Source organism: Sphaerochaeta associata (assembly GCF_022869165.1).
Lineage (GTDB): Bacteria > Spirochaetota > Spirochaetia > Sphaerochaetales > Sphaerochaetaceae > Sphaerochaeta > Sphaerochaeta associata.
The window spans coordinates 2,939,367-2,955,402 of record NZ_CP094929.1 but is presented as its reverse complement, the minus strand read 5'-3'; the positions used below and the strand labels follow the sequence as shown (position 1 = coordinate 2,955,402).

The 16,036-nt window shown below is 50.8% G+C and carries 14 protein-coding genes; 11 read left to right on the top strand and 3 right to left on the bottom strand.

Annotation, left to right across the window (positions count from 1 at the left end; all coding sequences use genetic code 11):
* Positions 1–11: 11 nt before the first annotated feature.
* A complete protein-coding gene (gene xdhA, locus MUG09_RS13620; protein ID WP_244771985.1) occupies positions 12–2,300 on the bottom strand; it encodes a xanthine dehydrogenase subunit XdhA in 2,289 nt (762 codons plus the stop codon).
* 431 nt (positions 2,301–2,731) lie between these two features.
* On the opposite strand from xdhA, the gene MUG09_RS13615 reads away from it, so the two are divergent.
* Positions 2,732–4,171, top strand: a complete 1,440-nt coding sequence (locus MUG09_RS13615) for a hypothetical protein (RefSeq protein WP_244771984.1) — start codon at positions 2,732–2,734, stop codon at positions 4,169–4,171.
* A gap of 67 nt (positions 4,172–4,238) precedes the next feature.
* Positions 4,239–5,027, top strand: coding sequence for a DUF4037 domain-containing protein (locus tag MUG09_RS13610; protein WP_244771983.1), 789 nt, complete (start codon positions 4,239–4,241; stop codon positions 5,025–5,027).
* A 155-nt stretch (positions 5,028–5,182) separates the two neighbouring features.
* On the opposite strand, the gene MUG09_RS13605 is transcribed toward MUG09_RS13610, so the two are convergent.
* The gene (locus MUG09_RS13605; protein WP_244771982.1) at positions 5,183–5,836 is read right to left on the bottom strand and encodes a GntR family transcriptional regulator; all 654 of its coding nucleotides are present in this window, start codon (positions 5,834–5,836) and stop codon (positions 5,183–5,185) included.
* Between the two features lie 306 nt (positions 5,837–6,142).
* Here MUG09_RS13605 and MUG09_RS13600 point away from each other — a divergent pair, with 306 nt between their 5' ends.
* The 5 genes from MUG09_RS13600 to MUG09_RS13580 all read left to right on the top strand — a co-directional run bounded on the left by MUG09_RS13600 (position 6,143) and on the right by MUG09_RS13580 (position 11,166).
* Positions 6,143–7,174 carry a zinc-binding alcohol dehydrogenase family protein gene (locus MUG09_RS13600; protein ID WP_244771981.1) on the top strand — a complete coding sequence of 344 codons (1,032 nt, stop codon included), beginning with the start codon at positions 6,143–6,145 and terminating at the stop codon, positions 7,172–7,174.
* 28 nt (positions 7,175–7,202) lie between these two features.
* Complete coding sequence (locus MUG09_RS13595; RefSeq protein ID WP_244771980.1) at positions 7,203–8,219, top strand: C4-dicarboxylate TRAP transporter substrate-binding protein; 1,017 nt, start codon at positions 7,203–7,205, stop codon at positions 8,217–8,219.
* A gap of 66 nt (positions 8,220–8,285) precedes the next feature.
* Positions 8,286–8,789, top strand: a complete 504-nt coding sequence (locus MUG09_RS13590) for a TRAP transporter small permease (protein WP_244771979.1) — start codon at positions 8,286–8,288, stop codon at positions 8,787–8,789.
* Positions 8,786–10,069 (top strand): TRAP transporter large permease, encoded by a 1,284-nt coding sequence (locus MUG09_RS13585; protein ID WP_244771978.1) that lies wholly within the window; start codon positions 8,786–8,788, stop codon positions 10,067–10,069. The genes MUG09_RS13590 and MUG09_RS13585 overlap by 4 nt, the downstream gene beginning before the upstream one ends.
* Before the next feature lie 11 nt (positions 10,070–10,080).
* Entirely contained in the window at positions 10,081–11,166 is a 1,086-nt protein-coding gene (locus MUG09_RS13580) for a mandelate racemase/muconate lactonizing enzyme family protein (RefSeq protein WP_244771977.1), read from the top strand.
* A 39-nt stretch (positions 11,167–11,205) separates the two neighbouring features.
* On the opposite strand, the gene MUG09_RS13575 is transcribed toward MUG09_RS13580, so the two are convergent.
* Positions 11,206–11,766, bottom strand: coding sequence for a YcxB family protein (locus MUG09_RS13575; RefSeq protein ID WP_244771976.1), 561 nt, complete (start codon positions 11,764–11,766; stop codon positions 11,206–11,208).
* Between the two features lie 198 nt (positions 11,767–11,964).
* Here MUG09_RS13575 and MUG09_RS13570 point away from each other — a divergent pair, with 198 nt between their 5' ends.
* From MUG09_RS13570 to MUG09_RS13555, 4 genes are all read left to right on the top strand, one after another.
* The gene (locus MUG09_RS13570) at positions 11,965–13,032 is read left to right on the top strand and encodes a LacI family DNA-binding transcriptional regulator (protein WP_244771975.1); all 1,068 of its coding nucleotides are present in this window, start codon (positions 11,965–11,967) and stop codon (positions 13,030–13,032) included.
* A 31-nt stretch (positions 13,033–13,063) separates the two neighbouring features.
* Entirely contained in the window at positions 13,064–14,080 is a 1,017-nt protein-coding gene (locus MUG09_RS13565) for a TRAP transporter substrate-binding protein (RefSeq protein ID WP_244771974.1), read from the top strand.
* A 73-nt stretch (positions 14,081–14,153) separates the two neighbouring features.
* Positions 14,154–14,729 (top strand): TRAP transporter small permease, encoded by a 576-nt coding sequence (locus tag MUG09_RS13560; protein ID WP_244771973.1) that lies wholly within the window; start codon positions 14,154–14,156, stop codon positions 14,727–14,729.
* Complete coding sequence (locus MUG09_RS13555) at positions 14,729–16,033, top strand: TRAP transporter large permease (RefSeq protein ID WP_244771972.1); 1,305 nt, start codon at positions 14,729–14,731, stop codon at positions 16,031–16,033. The genes MUG09_RS13560 and MUG09_RS13555 overlap by 1 nt, the downstream gene beginning before the upstream one ends.
* The last annotated feature ends 3 nt before the right edge of the window (positions 16,034–16,036 follow it).

The window sequence follows — 16,036 nt, the reverse complement described above, 5'->3', positions numbered from 1 at the left end:
CGCTCTTTCCTTTATTTGATCAGGCCCGCCTCGGTGAAGGCTTCGAACATTCTCTGGGGGTGCAACGGAGCTGCATTGATGGCAACCCCGGTGGCATTGAGCACCGCATTTCGGATTGCAGGAGCAACCGGAATGGTGGGTGGCTCTCCCAGTGACTTGTTTCCATACGGACCGGTGGGGTCATCGGTCTCAACGAAGTCTGCATGCAGCTCCGGGGTATCGATGGCCGTCATCAGCTTGTAGTCCAAAAGGTTGTCGTTGAGCATCCGGCCGGTCTTCGGGTCGAACTTCAAGTACTCGTAGAGTCCGTACCCAAGGCCCATGCTCATACCTCCGTGAACCTGTCCGCGGGCGGTTTGCATGTTGATGATCCTGCCTGAATCGTGGACATTGATGATGTCCAGGATCTTGACCTGACACATGGGGATGTCGACCTCGACCTCCGTAAAACAAACGCCGAAGGAGTAGGTGTTGTCGGTGCAGTGGTGGGATTCCTCGGCTGCAATATGGGTGGAGTTCGTCAGACTGTAGCAGGATTCGATGGCCACATCGGCTACGCTGAGCAGCTTCTCACTCTTGTTGACGTGTACGATGTTGTTGTCCTTGATGTCCAAATCCCACGGATCTTTCTTGAGCATGAAGCCGGCGAAGTCGAGAATCTTTTTTCTGAAGGACTCGGCGGTTTTCTTCACCGCCATGCCCGAGACATAGGTCTGCCTTGAGGCATAGGCGCCGGTGTCGTAGGGAGTTACATCGGTGTCCTGCTTGCTGACTACATGCACCTTGTCAACCGTTACCCCGATGGTCTGGGCCGCCATCATGGCAAAGACGGTATCGGCACCCTGTCCGATCTCGGTGGCACCGATCTGCATCTGCAGCGAACCGTCCTGGTTGAGGATCATGCGGCAGGCCGAAGTCTCCAGGCTGATGGGGTAGACGCCGGTCTTGTAGCAGAAGATCGCCATACCCACACCCTTTCTGATCGGCCCGCTCTGGTTTGCATACGCCAGCCGCTTCTTGGTGTAATCGAGATACTTCTCTCCGCGTTCGATGCACTCATCAAGCCCGGTAGAGTGACAGGTGATCGTGGTGATCGGGTCGACATAGCCGAGCTTCATCATATTCTGCTTGCGAAGCCTGATGGGGTCGAGCCCGGTCTGTTTTGCAATGTCGTCCACATGGGCTTCCAACGCGAAGCCGATTTGTGGAATGCCGTATGCTCGCATCGCCCCTGCGGTGGGCAGGTTGGTGTAGACCGTATAGGCTTCGCTCTTGATGGCTCCTACCGGGTACATCATGCGAAAGCCGTTCACTGCATTGGCGACGAGGGCGTGGGCATGCGATGCATAGCCGCCCTGGTTGGAGTAGGCTTTGATGGTACGGGCTGCAAAGCTGCCGTCCTTACGGATATAACTTTCGATATGGAACTGCATTGCATGCCGTGTGCGGGTCGAAGCGAACGTCTCTTCCCGTGTATAGGCAAGCTTTACCGGCCGTCCACCCACTCTTGTGGTAAGGAAGGCGTTCAAAGGTTCTGTCAGGGCATCCTGCTTGTTGCCGAAGCCGCCGCCGATGTACGGTTTGATGATCCTGATCTTGCCGAATCCCACCCCGAGAGCCTGCGAGCAGACGCGGCGCACAATGTGGGGAATCTGGGTGGAGCTTACTACGACAATCTTGTCGCTTTCCATGTAGGCAAAGGAGTTTGCACTCTCGATATGGCAGTGACTGACCACCGGGGTCTCGTAGTCTCCGACCACCTTGATCAAGCCTTCTTCCTTGATCGCTTCCTCGAAGTTGCCGATCTCGTATTGAGACTTGACCACGATGTTGTTCGGCCGTTCTTCGTGAATGACAGTGGCCCCTTCCTTCATTGCATCTTCGACGGTAAGGATGGGGGTGTATTCCTCATAGGTGACCTTTATTTTTCTCACTGCCTCTTCGGCTGCGATCTCATCCTCTGCAATGACGGCGGCGATGTCGTCTGCATAACAACGGACCCTGGCATTGAGCAGCTTTCTATCTGCAATGTCCTGATGCTTTGGATCGGTGGACCAAGGGTGTCCGGCCGTGGGGAACTGGATATCGGGTACGTCAAAGCAGGTGACAATGTCCACTACGCCTTTGACCTTCCACGCTTCACTGAGGTCGAACTCCTTGACCCAGCCGTTTGCAATGGTGCTGTGCAGCACTTTCGCAATCAGGGCATGCCCTGAAACCAGATCGTCTGTGTATTTAGCTTTACCTGTTACTTTGTCGAATGCATCGACTCGTTTCAGGGAAGTCCCGATTATATCCATGAAGTCCTCCTTCCAATAAGGAACCAACGTGTGTCTACTCTTCCTGGAATTGAACAATCCACCAAGGTAATGGCGGTAAGCGTAGGTAACCAGAAAGGGTGACCTTTCTTCTATGTAGGTCAATAATACAACAATCTGCAACAAATACAAGAAAAAACTTGGACAAGATTCATACACAGACGGACAGTCTTGTCATTCGTTGTGTCTCCTAGTTTATCATTTTTATCTCTATGTGGCGACTCCCCCGCCTCGGGCGGCGGGCAGGTAATCAGGTCTCCAAAACATTTCTGATGAGGGTACACCAAGGGCAACATTTTTCATTTTTTCCTGTTTTCTCGGAGGGGTTTTCTTGACCGCTACCTTATTGCCATAAATAATGGACTAAAAGAAATACAATATGCCTGCATTCATACCAAAAGAAGGAGTCAACAATGAAACGAACGCTGTCCTTGGTTCTTGTCATACTGGTCAGTCTTACCCTCACTTCCTGTGGTACCTTGTTTGTGAAAGGCGGTTCGGAATACCGTCAAGGCATGTCCGCCTTCGAGCAGAAAGCGTATGTACAGGCGTTGGATTCGCTGCTTCGTGCCTGGACCATGAATCCTGATTTCACCGAGGCCAAGGCCATGATACCGGTGGCGTTCAACGACGGTGATGCGCAATACAAGCAAGCGGCCCTTGCTGCACCCGGTGATGATCCCGAAGTCCTGGACCGAATTGCACAAGCATATACCGATCTCGAAGCTTTGCACCGCCTGGCACGGGAGAGTGGGTATCCCACACTCGCTGCATCCAATTATAGTGAAGAGGCGAAGCAGGCCAACCAGAAAGCCGCCCAACGATGGTTCAACCTTGCACGAAACCAGCAGCAAGGCGGTGACAAGTTGGATATCCGCGCGGCTGTGATGATGTATGAACGGGCAAAGGCAAGGGATCCCCAGAATCCTGAGATCACCGCTTCCCTGCAGAAGGCTGTAGATGAGGCTACCGTTACCTTGATGGTGCTGGGAATCGGCAGCCCATCCTTTAGGCAAACCATGTATTCCGATATCAGGGAAGGCTTGAAGGCCGATCGGTTCGTCAAGGTTATTGAAGCCGGGAATCTCTCCAATAGGGAAGGGTTTTTCGGCCCAACTGATTTGGCTGTAGACTATGCAAGACACAACGATGTCGATTATGTGCTGGAAGTGTACGGCACCACCCAGGTGCGGCCCGTAAACACCGAACAGCAGGTGTATCTTCCAACCGCCAGTCCCCGATTCGCCGGGGTGAAGAAAACCATCGGATACTCCGAGCAGGAGCAGTACTCCTACCGGTTGTTCGATGTTGCAAGCCTGCGTGTAATCAAGGAGGACTCGCATGCACTCTCCAAAGGACCTTACACCTACACGGTCAGCTATGTCCCCGCCGAAGGGGTGCGCACCCTGCATCTCCAAGGTGAGCCAAAAGAAAACCTGCGGTATGTGACATCATCACTAGACCTCCACAGTACGAATGCCGTGGTGAACACACTCAGAAAGGATTACTACAACATTCCTGTTCCGATGGAGGTGGCCAATCCAAAGGACTTGACCCAATGGCTTGCCTACTACCGAAACACCTATACCGACTTTGCCACCTTTGCCAACGAGCACAGCAACCAGGAGCTCTTCTACGCCATTGAGGTGGCTCATATCAGGGGCACGGAGGACTATGTGATTCTGGGAAATTCTGTATTCGAGGCCAAGGAGGAGTCGGCACGCAACAGTGCGATTTTCAATGCCCAGGTTCGACGTGCCTTGGATATGGTGAAAGAAGAATCTGAGAAAACGAAGGAGCCCACGTATCGCTATGGTGTTGATATCGCCAAGGCGATTGGTTCTCTGCTTTAACGCAAAGTATGGTTCTCTGCATAAAGCAAACCTTCTCACTTTCTCATAACTGTGTCACTATAGGCCTATGATAGAATCCTTCATTGACAAACTGTCCGAACACCCCGCTCTTCAAGCTCTTGCACTTGCAGGCTCCAGGACCGGCCTGGGTTGTGATGCACTGTCCGATTACGACCTGTACATCTATAGCAAACAGCCGCTTCCCTTGGCGTTTCGCCAGGAGTTGGCTGACACTTTTTCTGAAAAAGCTGAGCTGCAGAATGACTATTTCGGTCCAGGGGATGAGATGCAGCTCAAGGATGGGACGTTCGTCGACTTGATGTATCGCGACCTGGACTGGGTTGAGGACGAGATTACGCGTGTTTGGGTGGGCCATCAGGCGAGGGTGGGGTACTCCACCGCCTTTGTGCACAACATAAAAACGTCGCATGTATTGATCGACAAGGACGGAAAGTTCTCTTCACTCAAGCAGTTGTTGGAGACAGACTATCCGCAAGCTTTGCAGAAGGCGATCATCAGAAACAATTATCCCTTGCTCAGGAGTAAGCTCACCGCTTCTTTCTTCGACCAGATCGAGCATGCTGTACAGAGGAAAGACCATCTGAGCATGATCCACCGAACTGCAGCACTTATGGAGTCCTATTTCGATATTCTCTTCGCCTTGAACAAGCAAACCCACCCCGGTGAGAAACGTCAACAGGCCTGGGTGCATGCAACCTGCTCCCTTATTCCCCCTCAATTTGATGAGGACATCAAAGAGCTTACCCAAGGCATCGGGGGGGAAACCCAGCTTGAGACTATTACCCGGCTCTTGGACCATCTGGATGAGCTATTGAAGCAAGAGGGGTGGGTGTAGAGCTGGTGCACCCTTTTTCAGATATCGAGCTGAGGGATTGGCCCCTCTTCATGGTGTAATCGCAGGTATGCGCAGCACAGACGCTCAGGGCATCAAAAAGGGAGTGAAGGTAAGGTTTATGAGAGTCTCGTACATCTAGTATATCAATTCTCTTCCTATTGGTTCTTAACAGACTGAATGGCGCTCATCTTGGCTGCATTCAGATGGGAGATGAAGGCGTTGTGGATCTCCTGGGTGTCTTCCTCAAGGATGGCTTTCACAATCCTGTTGTGTTCACGATAGGTTTGCTCGGAGGAGCTGCTGGTGTGGCTCTTCGCCCCGAGCATGCCCACTCGAAGGCTCTGCTCGAACAGGGGTTTGCAGAGAGCTATTAGTTGGGTGTTCTGCGTACAGGAGATAAGGTAGGCATGCAATGCAATGTCCTCTTGGTAAAAAGCGAGCGTACTTTGCTCGCTTGTGGGGTTACAAAACGATTTGAGGCTTCTGTCCCTTACCAACAAGCCTTCCAATCCGATGTTGCGGACAAATTGTGTTGCTACATTGGGCTCGAGTAACTTTCTCAGCTCAAACAACTCATAGACTGACTCCAAAGTGATTGGCTTTGCTATAGTCCCGCTCCGCGGATATGCTTCAACCAGATTCTCGCTCTGCAGCATGATTAATGCCTCACGTACCGGCGTTCTCCCGATACCAAAGGTTTCCATGATCTGCTTTTCGCTGATGGCTTGCCCCGGCATGATTTCACAGGTGAGGATTTTATCCTTGATATATTGATATGCATCACTCTTTAGATTCGACTTTTGTTCCATGGATTTCTCTCCTGTATATCAGCTAATTCATAATACCTGCCAAAGAGGGTGCCAGCAAGTACTGTATGGCATTAATTGCAGCAATGGTGCATTAATGCTTGCCTTATACAATATATCACTCTGGGAAACATTTCTATTTGATGCTGATGATTTTTGAATATTTTGAAAATTTTGCTTGCAATGAGTCGATTCATGCTCTAGTATAATATATCAGATGGCTCATAAATATGATTAAAAGCATCAAAAAAATTAATAAAATAATATAATAAAAGAAATAATAAAATATATATAAAGGAATATTCACCTATGTATGCATTGACTTTAAACAAACCCTTTGATTTGGAATATCAGCAAGTTGAGTTGCCGATTCTTCAGCAAGGCTGGGCGACTCTGCGTCTGGTTGCTGTCAGTGTGTGCGGCTCGGACTTCCATGCCTATCGTGGTGGCAATCCGATGCAGACCTATCCAAGAATCCTGGGTCATGAGCTCTGTGCCGTAGTGGAGCAGATATGCGGTCCCAGTGAATCCGTCCGTGTCGGAGACAAGGTTGTACTGATGCCGTATCTTAGTTGCGGACATTGCAAGGCCTGCAGAAAGGGAAAAGGCAATGCCTGCAGTTCTCTCTCTGTGTATGGCGTGCACCGGGACGGTGCAATGGCCGACTATGTGCAGGCTCCACTTTCCCAGCTTATTGTCGTGGATCCTTGCATGGAACCAATCGATGCTGCCTTGATCGAACCTTTGGCCATCAGCGCACATGCCGTGCGGAGAGCTGGACTGAAGCCTGGTGATACGGTGCTTGTCAGTGGAGCTGGATTCATCGGGTTGGGGGCTGCCCTGCAGGCCGAATTGGCCGGTTGCAGTGTCATTCTTTCCGATACCCATGAGAAGCGAAGGGCTTTCGCCGGTAAGCATGCTCCGGATTTCCTGGCCGTTCTTGACCCGTTGGACCCTTCCTATGCCGTACAAGTTGCTCAATTGACGAGTCAGGAGGGTCCGGACTGCATCATTGATGCGACGGGAAATGCAGTATCGATGGCCTCCAATGTATCTTTGCTGAGTAATGGGGGGCGAATGGTCTATGTAGGAATCAGCAAAGATCCGATCGCCCTCGATGGCCGAGCGTTTCATATACGTGAGACGGAGCTGCTGGACAGCAGGGCGGCAACGATAGAGGACTTTCAGCACGTTATCGACCTCGTGCAGCAAGGATTGCTTGTCCCCTCGCAGTTGGTCACGCATTGCACCCATTTTAACGGGCAAGTAGTCGATACCTTCAGGCAGTGGAATGAGTTGGGTGGTGAAGTGTTTAAAGCAGTCATGTTGATGACTGAGTAATTAGAGTTGAAGTGAAAGGAGTTTTGGTATGAAGAAAGCATGTATGTTCGCTTTGGTGCTGGTGTTGGCCGCCTGCATTTTTGCTTCAGGACAATCGGAGAAAGCCGGGGTGGCGAAGCCGGTGGTTCTGCAGATCGGGTATGAGAACAATCCTGGTGAACCCATCGACCTGGCTTGTCATGAATGGCAGAAAATCATCGAAGAGAAGAGCAATGGAACCATGAAGATAGAGTTGTTCCCATCCTCCCAGCTGGGGAAGAAAACCGACTTGATCGACCAGATGATGGCCGGTGCAGCAGTTTGCACCCTTGCCGACGGAGCCTTTTATGCTGAACGCGGAGTTCCTGATTTTGGTATCGTCTTCGGACCGTATTTGTTCAATACCTGGGAGGATTGCTGGAAACTCACCGAAAGTGATTGGTATGCCCAGCAGAGCAAGAAGCTGGAAGCCAATGGGCTGAAGATTATCTCCTCCAACTGGATTTACGGCGATCGCCATACCATGACGAAGAAGCCTGTGAAAGTTCCCGCCGATTTGAAGGGTATGAAAATCCGTGTTGCCAACAGCATGGTTTTCATCAAGGGTTTTGAGTGCCTTGGTGCAACCCCAACCCCGCTTGCCTTGGGCGAAGTGTATACTGCCTTGCAGCAGGGCGTTGTTGACGGTCTTGAGAATCCCCTGACTACCTTGGAAGGTGGTAAGTTCCAGGAAGTGGCAAAGTACGTCATCCTGGATGGACACATAAAGAACTTCACCACCTTTGTGGTTGGTACTGCCTTCTTCAACAGCCTGACTGCCGAGCAGCAGAACATTCTGCTGGAGAGCGCCCGCGAAGCCGGTCTGTACAACAACTCCATCCAGTCTGCCAAGGAAGCTGAGGCCCGCGCCAAGCTGGAAGCCGGCGGCGTGACCTTCTATACCCCGACCGCCAGCGAGAAGAAGATGTTCCAGGATGCTGCTTTGCAGTTCTATTCCTATCCTGAGATTGCAGGCAACTGGACACCCGGCCTGCATGAGACGGTCAAGGCAATTATCAACAAATAATTTCATGTAAAGAATATCGATCGGGCTTCCTTCGACGGGAGCCCGATGCTAGGAAATCCATACATTATGAATAAACGGATTATTAAAGACATCGTGGGTAATCTGGACATCGGTATCGCGTGCGTTGCCCTGATGGTGTTGATTGTGCTCACCTTCCTGGGCGTTGTCATGCGGTATGTATTCGCAAACCCCTATGTGTGGTTGGAAGAGGTGCAGATAGCATTATTCTTGTGGGTGGCCTTTCTTGGAAGCAGTGCGGCTTTCAGGTTTAAGGCACATGTGGAAATCGGCATGTTGGTGGAACGTTTTCCCCAACGGGTGCAGATTCTTCTTTCGCTTTTCATCTATGCGGTGGTCAGTTTCTCATTGCTCTATCTGGGACTCAAGAGCTCGGACATGGTGGCGATGTTCATCCGCACCAATAAATCAACCTCGGTGCTTTCCATTCCCTCTGCACTTATCTACGGGGTGATTCCGGTCAGCGCAGCCCTCATGTGGATCAACTATACTGTACCGTTTCTTACCGGATTGAAAGAAAGCCTTGGCCGAATGAAAGGAGAAGGAGTATGAATCCAGTAATTATTGCAGCCATTTGCTTGTTGGTTCTGCTCTTTCTCAAAGCTCCGGTTTTTATTTCGGTACTTGCCGGAAGCGTGGTGTACTTCATTGCATCGCCCGGCTTGCCTTCGCTGATTTTTGCACAGCGTGTTGCCTCAGGTATTGAGAACACCACCTTGCTTGCGATACCGTTTTTTGTTGCCGCTGGTGTGTTCATGAACTGCAGCGGTGTGACAAATCGGGTCATGCATTTCTGTACAGTCCTCACAGGCAGGATGGCCGGAGGCCTGGCCCAGGTCAATGTCCTGCTGTCGACTTTGATGGGCGGCCTGTCCGGTTCCGCCTTGGCTGATGCGGCCATGGAAGCGAAGATGCTCTGTCCCGAGATGGAGCGCCAAGGGTATTCCAAGGAGTTTTCTACCGTTGTTACCGCAGTCTCCTCGATGATCACCCCCCTCATACCTCCTGGAATCGCCATGATCCTCTACGGTTCCATTGCAAACGTCTCTATTGGGAAACTCTTTGTCGCCGGTATCGGCCCCGGGCTGTTGTTGTGCCTGGCCATGATGATTCTGGTAAGCATGATCTCCAAGAAACGTGCCTATGTCCCCATCAGGACGGAGCCGCTTCCCAAGGGGGAGCTGTTCAAATCCTTCAAGCAGGCCTTCTTTCCTCTTTGTCTGCCAGTGATCATCATCGGTGGAATCCGCCTTGGTGTATTCACTCCCACCGAAGCCGGGGCTGTAGCCATCGTCTATGCGTTGGTGCTGGGTATTTCGTATCGCGAAATGACCCTGCAGGGGTTTGTCAGTGCGATGAAGGATACAGTTGTCACTACTGCGAGCATCATGCTCATCGTAGGTGCGGCATCGAGCTTTGCTTGGATATTGACCCGCGAAAGGATACCCCAGACCCTTACCGAGATGATGATCCTGGTCGTACACAACAAATATGTGTTCCTGCTCATCGTCAACCTGTTCCTGTTGTTTGTCGGAATGTTTATTGAAGGCAATGCTGCCATGATAGTCCTGGTCCCCTTGCTTGCTCCTATAGCAGCCGCATTCGGGATTGATGAAATCCAGTTCGCCATGGTATTCATTTTCAATATGTCAATCGGAGCAATAACACCTCCGATGGGAACATTGATGTTCGTTACGTGTGGGGTGACCGGTTGTAAGATCGACCGATTCATCAAGGAAGCAGTGCCTTTCTTCATTATGCTGGCAATCTGCCTGCTGCTTCTGACCTTCTTTCCGATTTTCTCAACACTGTTTGTAAATCTTTTATATTAGAGGATGCATATATGGATCATAAAATTGTAGATGTGAGGCTGTTCTCCGCCGAGTCGACGATGAGCCGGCCGATAGCCGATTCCACCCACGATATCTCAACGATCAAGTTCTACATCGTCGAGGTGGTTGCCGCCTCCGGTGTTACAGGCCAGGGGTACCTGTTGAGTTTTCACTACTCACCCAAGGCGATCGAGGGTGCGTTGAAGGATTTGAGGACGTTTGTGCTCGAGCGTTCTTACAGCATCAATGAGACGCTCCGAATTCAACGTGAATATGAGGTTGAATGTGAATATTTCGGCAACCTTGGGTTGTTGCGTTGGGCCTATGGCGCCCTCAATGTGGCTTTGTGGGATGCATGGGGCAAGACGCTTGGTCAGCCTATTCATAAGCTTTTGGGTTCCAACGGCAAGAAAATTCCTGTATATGGCAGCGGCGGTTGGTTGAATTACACCGACGCGGAGTTGCTTGAAGAGGTGTTGGGGTACAAGAAACGGGGATTCACCGCCGTCAAGGTCAAGGTCGGCAGCCCGGACATGGAACGGGACATCCAGCGCCTGCACAAGGTGCGGGAAGCCTTGGGCGGTTCGGTAAGGATCATGATGGATGCCAATCAGGGCATGAGTGTGAGCAATGCGATCAAGCTGTCCAACCTGGTGCAGGGCTTGGGTATCCAGTGGTTCGAGGAGCCGGTTTCGAATACCGACTTTGCCGGGTATGAAATCATCCGCAACAAGACCGGCATTTCGCTTGCAATGGGTGAGCGTGAGTATGACCTCTCCGCACTCAAGGAACTTATCAAGCGCAATGCCTTGGACTTGTGGCAGCCCGACCTACTCAGGCTTGGCGGGGTGGAAGCTTGGAGGGCGAGTGCCATTGTAGCTGATGCATACCACCTTCCCTGCCTGCCGCACTACTACAAGGACTATGATGTCCCCCTGCTTGCCACAGTTGCAAATCCGTTCGGAGCCGAGAGCTTTGACTGGATCGACGGCATCATCGACAACAAGATGGTTATCGACAACGGTTATGCCATACAGCGGGAGGGCAGCGGCTGGGGCTTCAGCTTCCTCAAACAGTATCTTACCGAGCTTTCCTGATAGCCGAAAGCCGAAGGGGCAGGGCGTGCAACCCTGCCTCTACTTTGTTTTCTTGATGAAGGATTTTGTTTTCCACTGCCCCAGTTTCTCTTGGAGAAACTCCCACAACATTTCTTCCGAGACTCCGTCCTGCAGGTCTTTTACGGGCAGGATGAAGCACTTGGACTTGGTGATGTACACATAACAGTACTGAGGAACCCGGTATGCGCCGTAGCACATCTCATAGGGGTACAGGGTGCTTTCCTTCTCGTTTTCAACGAACAGTCCTGATTGTTGCAGACTCACCTTGTAGGCCAATCGTGGTCTTTCAAGCTTGTATTGCTTGATCTGATTGGCAAGGGACCTTCGATGGAATCCCACGTAGGCGAGGGGAAGCAACGCCCCCAGGGCGATGAATGCGATACCCATTACGGTATAGCTGCTTGCCACGTGGGCGATGCCCATGCCGGTCATAAGCAGGGGAAAGAGCTTCAGGGTGAGTCCTCTGCGGTTCAGGATAAAATTATTGAAGGTGCTGAAGGCACTATACACCGATGCATCGACATGGGTGTGTACAATAAAGGTTTGTGGCTTTTGTTCGGTCGCTGTAGAGTTTTTCATAAGTCCCTCAAGATTACCATAACGTTTTAGTAAATCAAGAGAGACTGGTACTGAAATTGTATGGTTTTAGCAAAATATTCCCTATCCATCGGACCATGACCTACAAAATTGTGAAAATTGTTGTTGACAGGAAGTGATTTTGCACCCTATGCTACTAAAAAATCAACTAAAACGTTTTGGTTAGTTAGCAGGAAAATAATGGACAAGCGAATTACAATCAAGGACATTGCACAACTTGCCGGGGTATCCCTTGGAAGCGTACACTGTGCGCTGAGCGGCAAACCCGGAGTAAGTGAGGCGACACGACAACGCATTGTGCAGGTAGCCGCCGAGCATGGGTACCGTCCTAATGCCATCGCCGCATCCTTGAAGCGAAAGAAGCTGAACATTGCCGCAGCCATTCCTGCCCTTACCGGTGAGAACCGGTTTTTCTACCGGGCGATCTGGGAAGGTGTCACCGATTACATCAATACACTCGGAGACTACAACGTCGAGTTGGTGTCCTCCCCTTATTACGATGATGAACAGAACAGCCAAGTAATTGAAATGCAGAATCTGATCGAGCGCGACGATATCCACGGCATCGTATCGGTTGGCTATACACCTACAAAAGGTCTGATAAGCTTGCAGGCGGTGAAGGAGAAACAGATTCCTTTGGTCCTCGTAGGCAACGATGTGCCTGATTCGGGGCGGCTTTGTTGTGTTCTGCCAAACTATACGATGGTAGGCAGAATGATGGCCGAACAAATGATGCGCCAGGTTGGCCCGACCGATTCTCTTCTCATCTGTGCTGGATATGCGCAAATTCCTTCCAACTATCTGGTTGTTGAAGGGTTCGAGAGCTATCTGAGCGAAAATGGTGCAATCAATCCTGTCTACAAAGTGCATTCCTCGAGCTCTGAGGACCCATCGGAGAGTGTGTGCAGACTTATTGAGGAAAAAACTATCAGAGGATGCTGTGCTGTAACGGCACGAAGCTCCGCGATGCTTGGGCGTTTGATGGAAAAATGCTGTTCCGACAAATCGATTTTCTCAATCGGAATGGACCTCTTTGATGAAACCATGGATTTTTTAAGAAGGGGAGTTTTTGGCAATGTTGTGCAGAATCATCCCTACAAGAGTGCCTATCTGGCTACCAAGATTCTTGCCGAACATCTGATAAAGGACATTCGTCCTGTCATGCCGACCATCCATATCGGTAGTGAGATGGTGTTCAAGAGCAATCTGCCCATGTATGAGAACGGGTATTACCGGCTGTTGATGTAGCCGTAATCGATACATTTCCCAGGAGGATTTTATGAAGAAGTTTTTTGCAATGGTATTGTGCCTTGCCGTCCTTGGCTCGTTCCTGTTTGCTGCAGGTGAGAAAGAAGCCGGTGCCGCTACAGAGAAGAAGAGCTATGTGCTCAAGTATGCAGAATTGAACCCCGATGGTCACATCATGGACCTCGCCGGCGACCATTTTGCCAAGCTTGTGGAAGAGAAGAGTGCCGGAAGAATCAAGATCCAGGTATATCCGGCCGGTCAGCTCGGAGACGAGAAGACCATGTACCAGACCCTGCAGATGGGTGGCGGTGCAATCGACATCTGCCGTGCAAACACCAACAGCCTTGGTGACTTTGGAATGAAAAAGCTTACCCTGTTCGGTTTGCCGTTCATTTTCCGTGATCGCGCCCACCTGTGGAATGTCATCAACAGCCCCCTCGGTCAGGAGTTCCTCAATGAACCCAGAGATCTCAAGAGTGGTTTCGTTGGTTTGTTCTACCTTGATGAAGGTGCAAGAAATTTCTTCACCTCCAAGAAGGTGACGATCAACAGCATCAACGATTACAAAGGTTTGAAGCTCAGGGTCCCGACCACCGACCTGATGACCGAAACTGTTTCTGCTCTTGGTGTTCAGTCCACTCCGATTAGTTTCAGCGAACTGTACAGCGCACTGCAGACTGGTACTGTAGATGGTGCAGAGCAGCCCCACAGCGGTTACTACTCCAACAAGTTCTACGAAGTTGCTCCGAACTACATCCTCAGCGGTCATACCTACAGCCCATCGATCGTCATCATGAGCGCCTCTGTGTATGACAAGCTCGATGCCGAGGCCCAGGCCATCCTGATGGAAGCAGCAAAAGAGACTGCAGAGTGGAACCGCCAGGGCATCGAGGTTCTTGACAACGAGCTGCTCACCAAGATCAAGGCTGCCGGTGCCAATGTCATCGAGGTCAAGGACAAGACCCCGTACATCGAGGCTACCAAGGATGTGGTAAGAAAATATGCCAAGGGATATGAGCAGTATTACGATGCAATTCTTGCTCTGTAAGCCTGATATTTCTTGTCTATAGTATGAGCTTTCATAAGGGGGACGTGTTCCCCCTTACCTTTGGAGGTCCTGTGTGAACACCGTTACCAAATTCTTCGATGCTGTCTACTGGTTTTTCATGACCATATGCAAGCTGTTCTTTATTGCGATGGTCGGAATAACCGCTATTGTAGTCTTCAATCGTTATGTGATCAAAAGCAGTCTTGTTTGGGGTGAACCGGTTGTGTTGATGTGCATGGTCTACATGTCATTGTGCAGTGCAGCCCTTGCAATCCGCAAGGATACCCATATTCGAATGCAGGTTATTGATTACTTTGCCCCTAAACAGTTCATTCGGTTTGTGCGGGGTGCTGCACATGTCACCATTTTTACTTTTGGCCTCTTCATGATTGTGTATGGTTGGCAGTTCTCCATGCTGGCAAAGCGCAATTTGATGACCGGTGTCGGCATTACCAGCATGTGGCTCTACCTTTCCTGCCCGTTCGCCGGTATTGCCGTTGTCCTTATGGAAATCGAGCGCTTCATCAACTTCTACTATCGCGTTGCCCATGGACAGACACTGGATATGGAAACCTTGGCAGTCCAGTCTCAACAGATGGCTGAGCAAGCCAAGCAAGAGCTTGCAACACAGAAAGGGGAGAATTCCTGATGGACACCAACTCTATCGCAGTATTGATTCTTGTGGGAAGCTTTGTAGTCATGCTTGTATGTCGCTTTCCCATCGCTTTTGCCATTGGTATATCTAGTGTGCTTACCACGATGTTTTTGGGCCTGCCCTTGATGCAGATCGCCCAGTTGATGGTCAAGGGAGTGAATGTGTTCACCCTCATGGCTGTTCCTTTCTTCATAATCGCAGGCGAAATCATGGGTGCCGGCGGTATTTCCAAGCGCCTGATCGCCTTAAGTGACGCTCTTGTAGGATGGATACGTGGCGGCCTTGCGATGGTCAACATTGTAGCCTCCCTGTTCTTTGGCGGCATCAGCGGATCGTCGACGGCGGACACCGCCAGCTTGGGAACCATCCTGATCCCGATGATGCGTGAACAAGGCTACGATGACGAGTTCTCCACCAACGTCACCATGTGTTCATCAGTTGAAGGACTTCTGATTCCTCCCAGCCACAATATGGTCATGTACGCCATGGTTGCCGGCAGCGTATCGGTGGGAAGACTCTTTCTTGGCGGGATAATTCCTGGATTCCTCTTGGGTTTCGCTTTGATGATTTATAGCTATGTGCTCAGTGTGAAGCGCAACTACCCCAAGGGAGCTCCCTTTAGTCTCAAGCATGCCCTCACCACCCTCAAGGATGCGGTGTGGGGCTTGATAACGGTTCTTATAGTTGTCTTTGGTGTTGTAACAGGCATATTCACCGCAACAGAAAGTGCTGCAATGGCGGTTATTTGGGCCATCATTGTCAGTTCGGTCATCTATAAGGAACTTACTTTACCCAAGATTTGGCATTTGATTGAGCGATCGCTGGGCACCCTGGCCATCGTCATGATCCTCATCTCCACCTCCCAGGTGTTCGGCTGGCTGCTTACCTACCTGCGCCTGCCTGAGATGGTTGCCAACGGTATTCTCGGCCTTACCAGCAATCCCTTGTTGATTATGCTCATCCTGAACGTACTGATGCTGATTTTGGGAACCATCATGGACATGTCCGCCATTATCCTGGTGGCAACACCCATCCTGCTTCCGATTGCCATCCAAGCCGGCATGGACCCTGTTCACTTCGGTGTGGTCATGATCCTGAACCTTGGTATCGGACTGATCACCCCGCCGGTGGGAGGAACCCTCTTTGTGGGTTCTGCAGTCTCCGGTGTTCCCATTGAGAAGCTGATCAAGACCTTGGTTCCGTTCCTCGGTGTTATGGTCATTGTCCTGCTTCTGATTACCTACGTCCCCGGCCTGATCATGTTCCTGCCGAATTTAATCATGCCTGTGATGGGATAATCA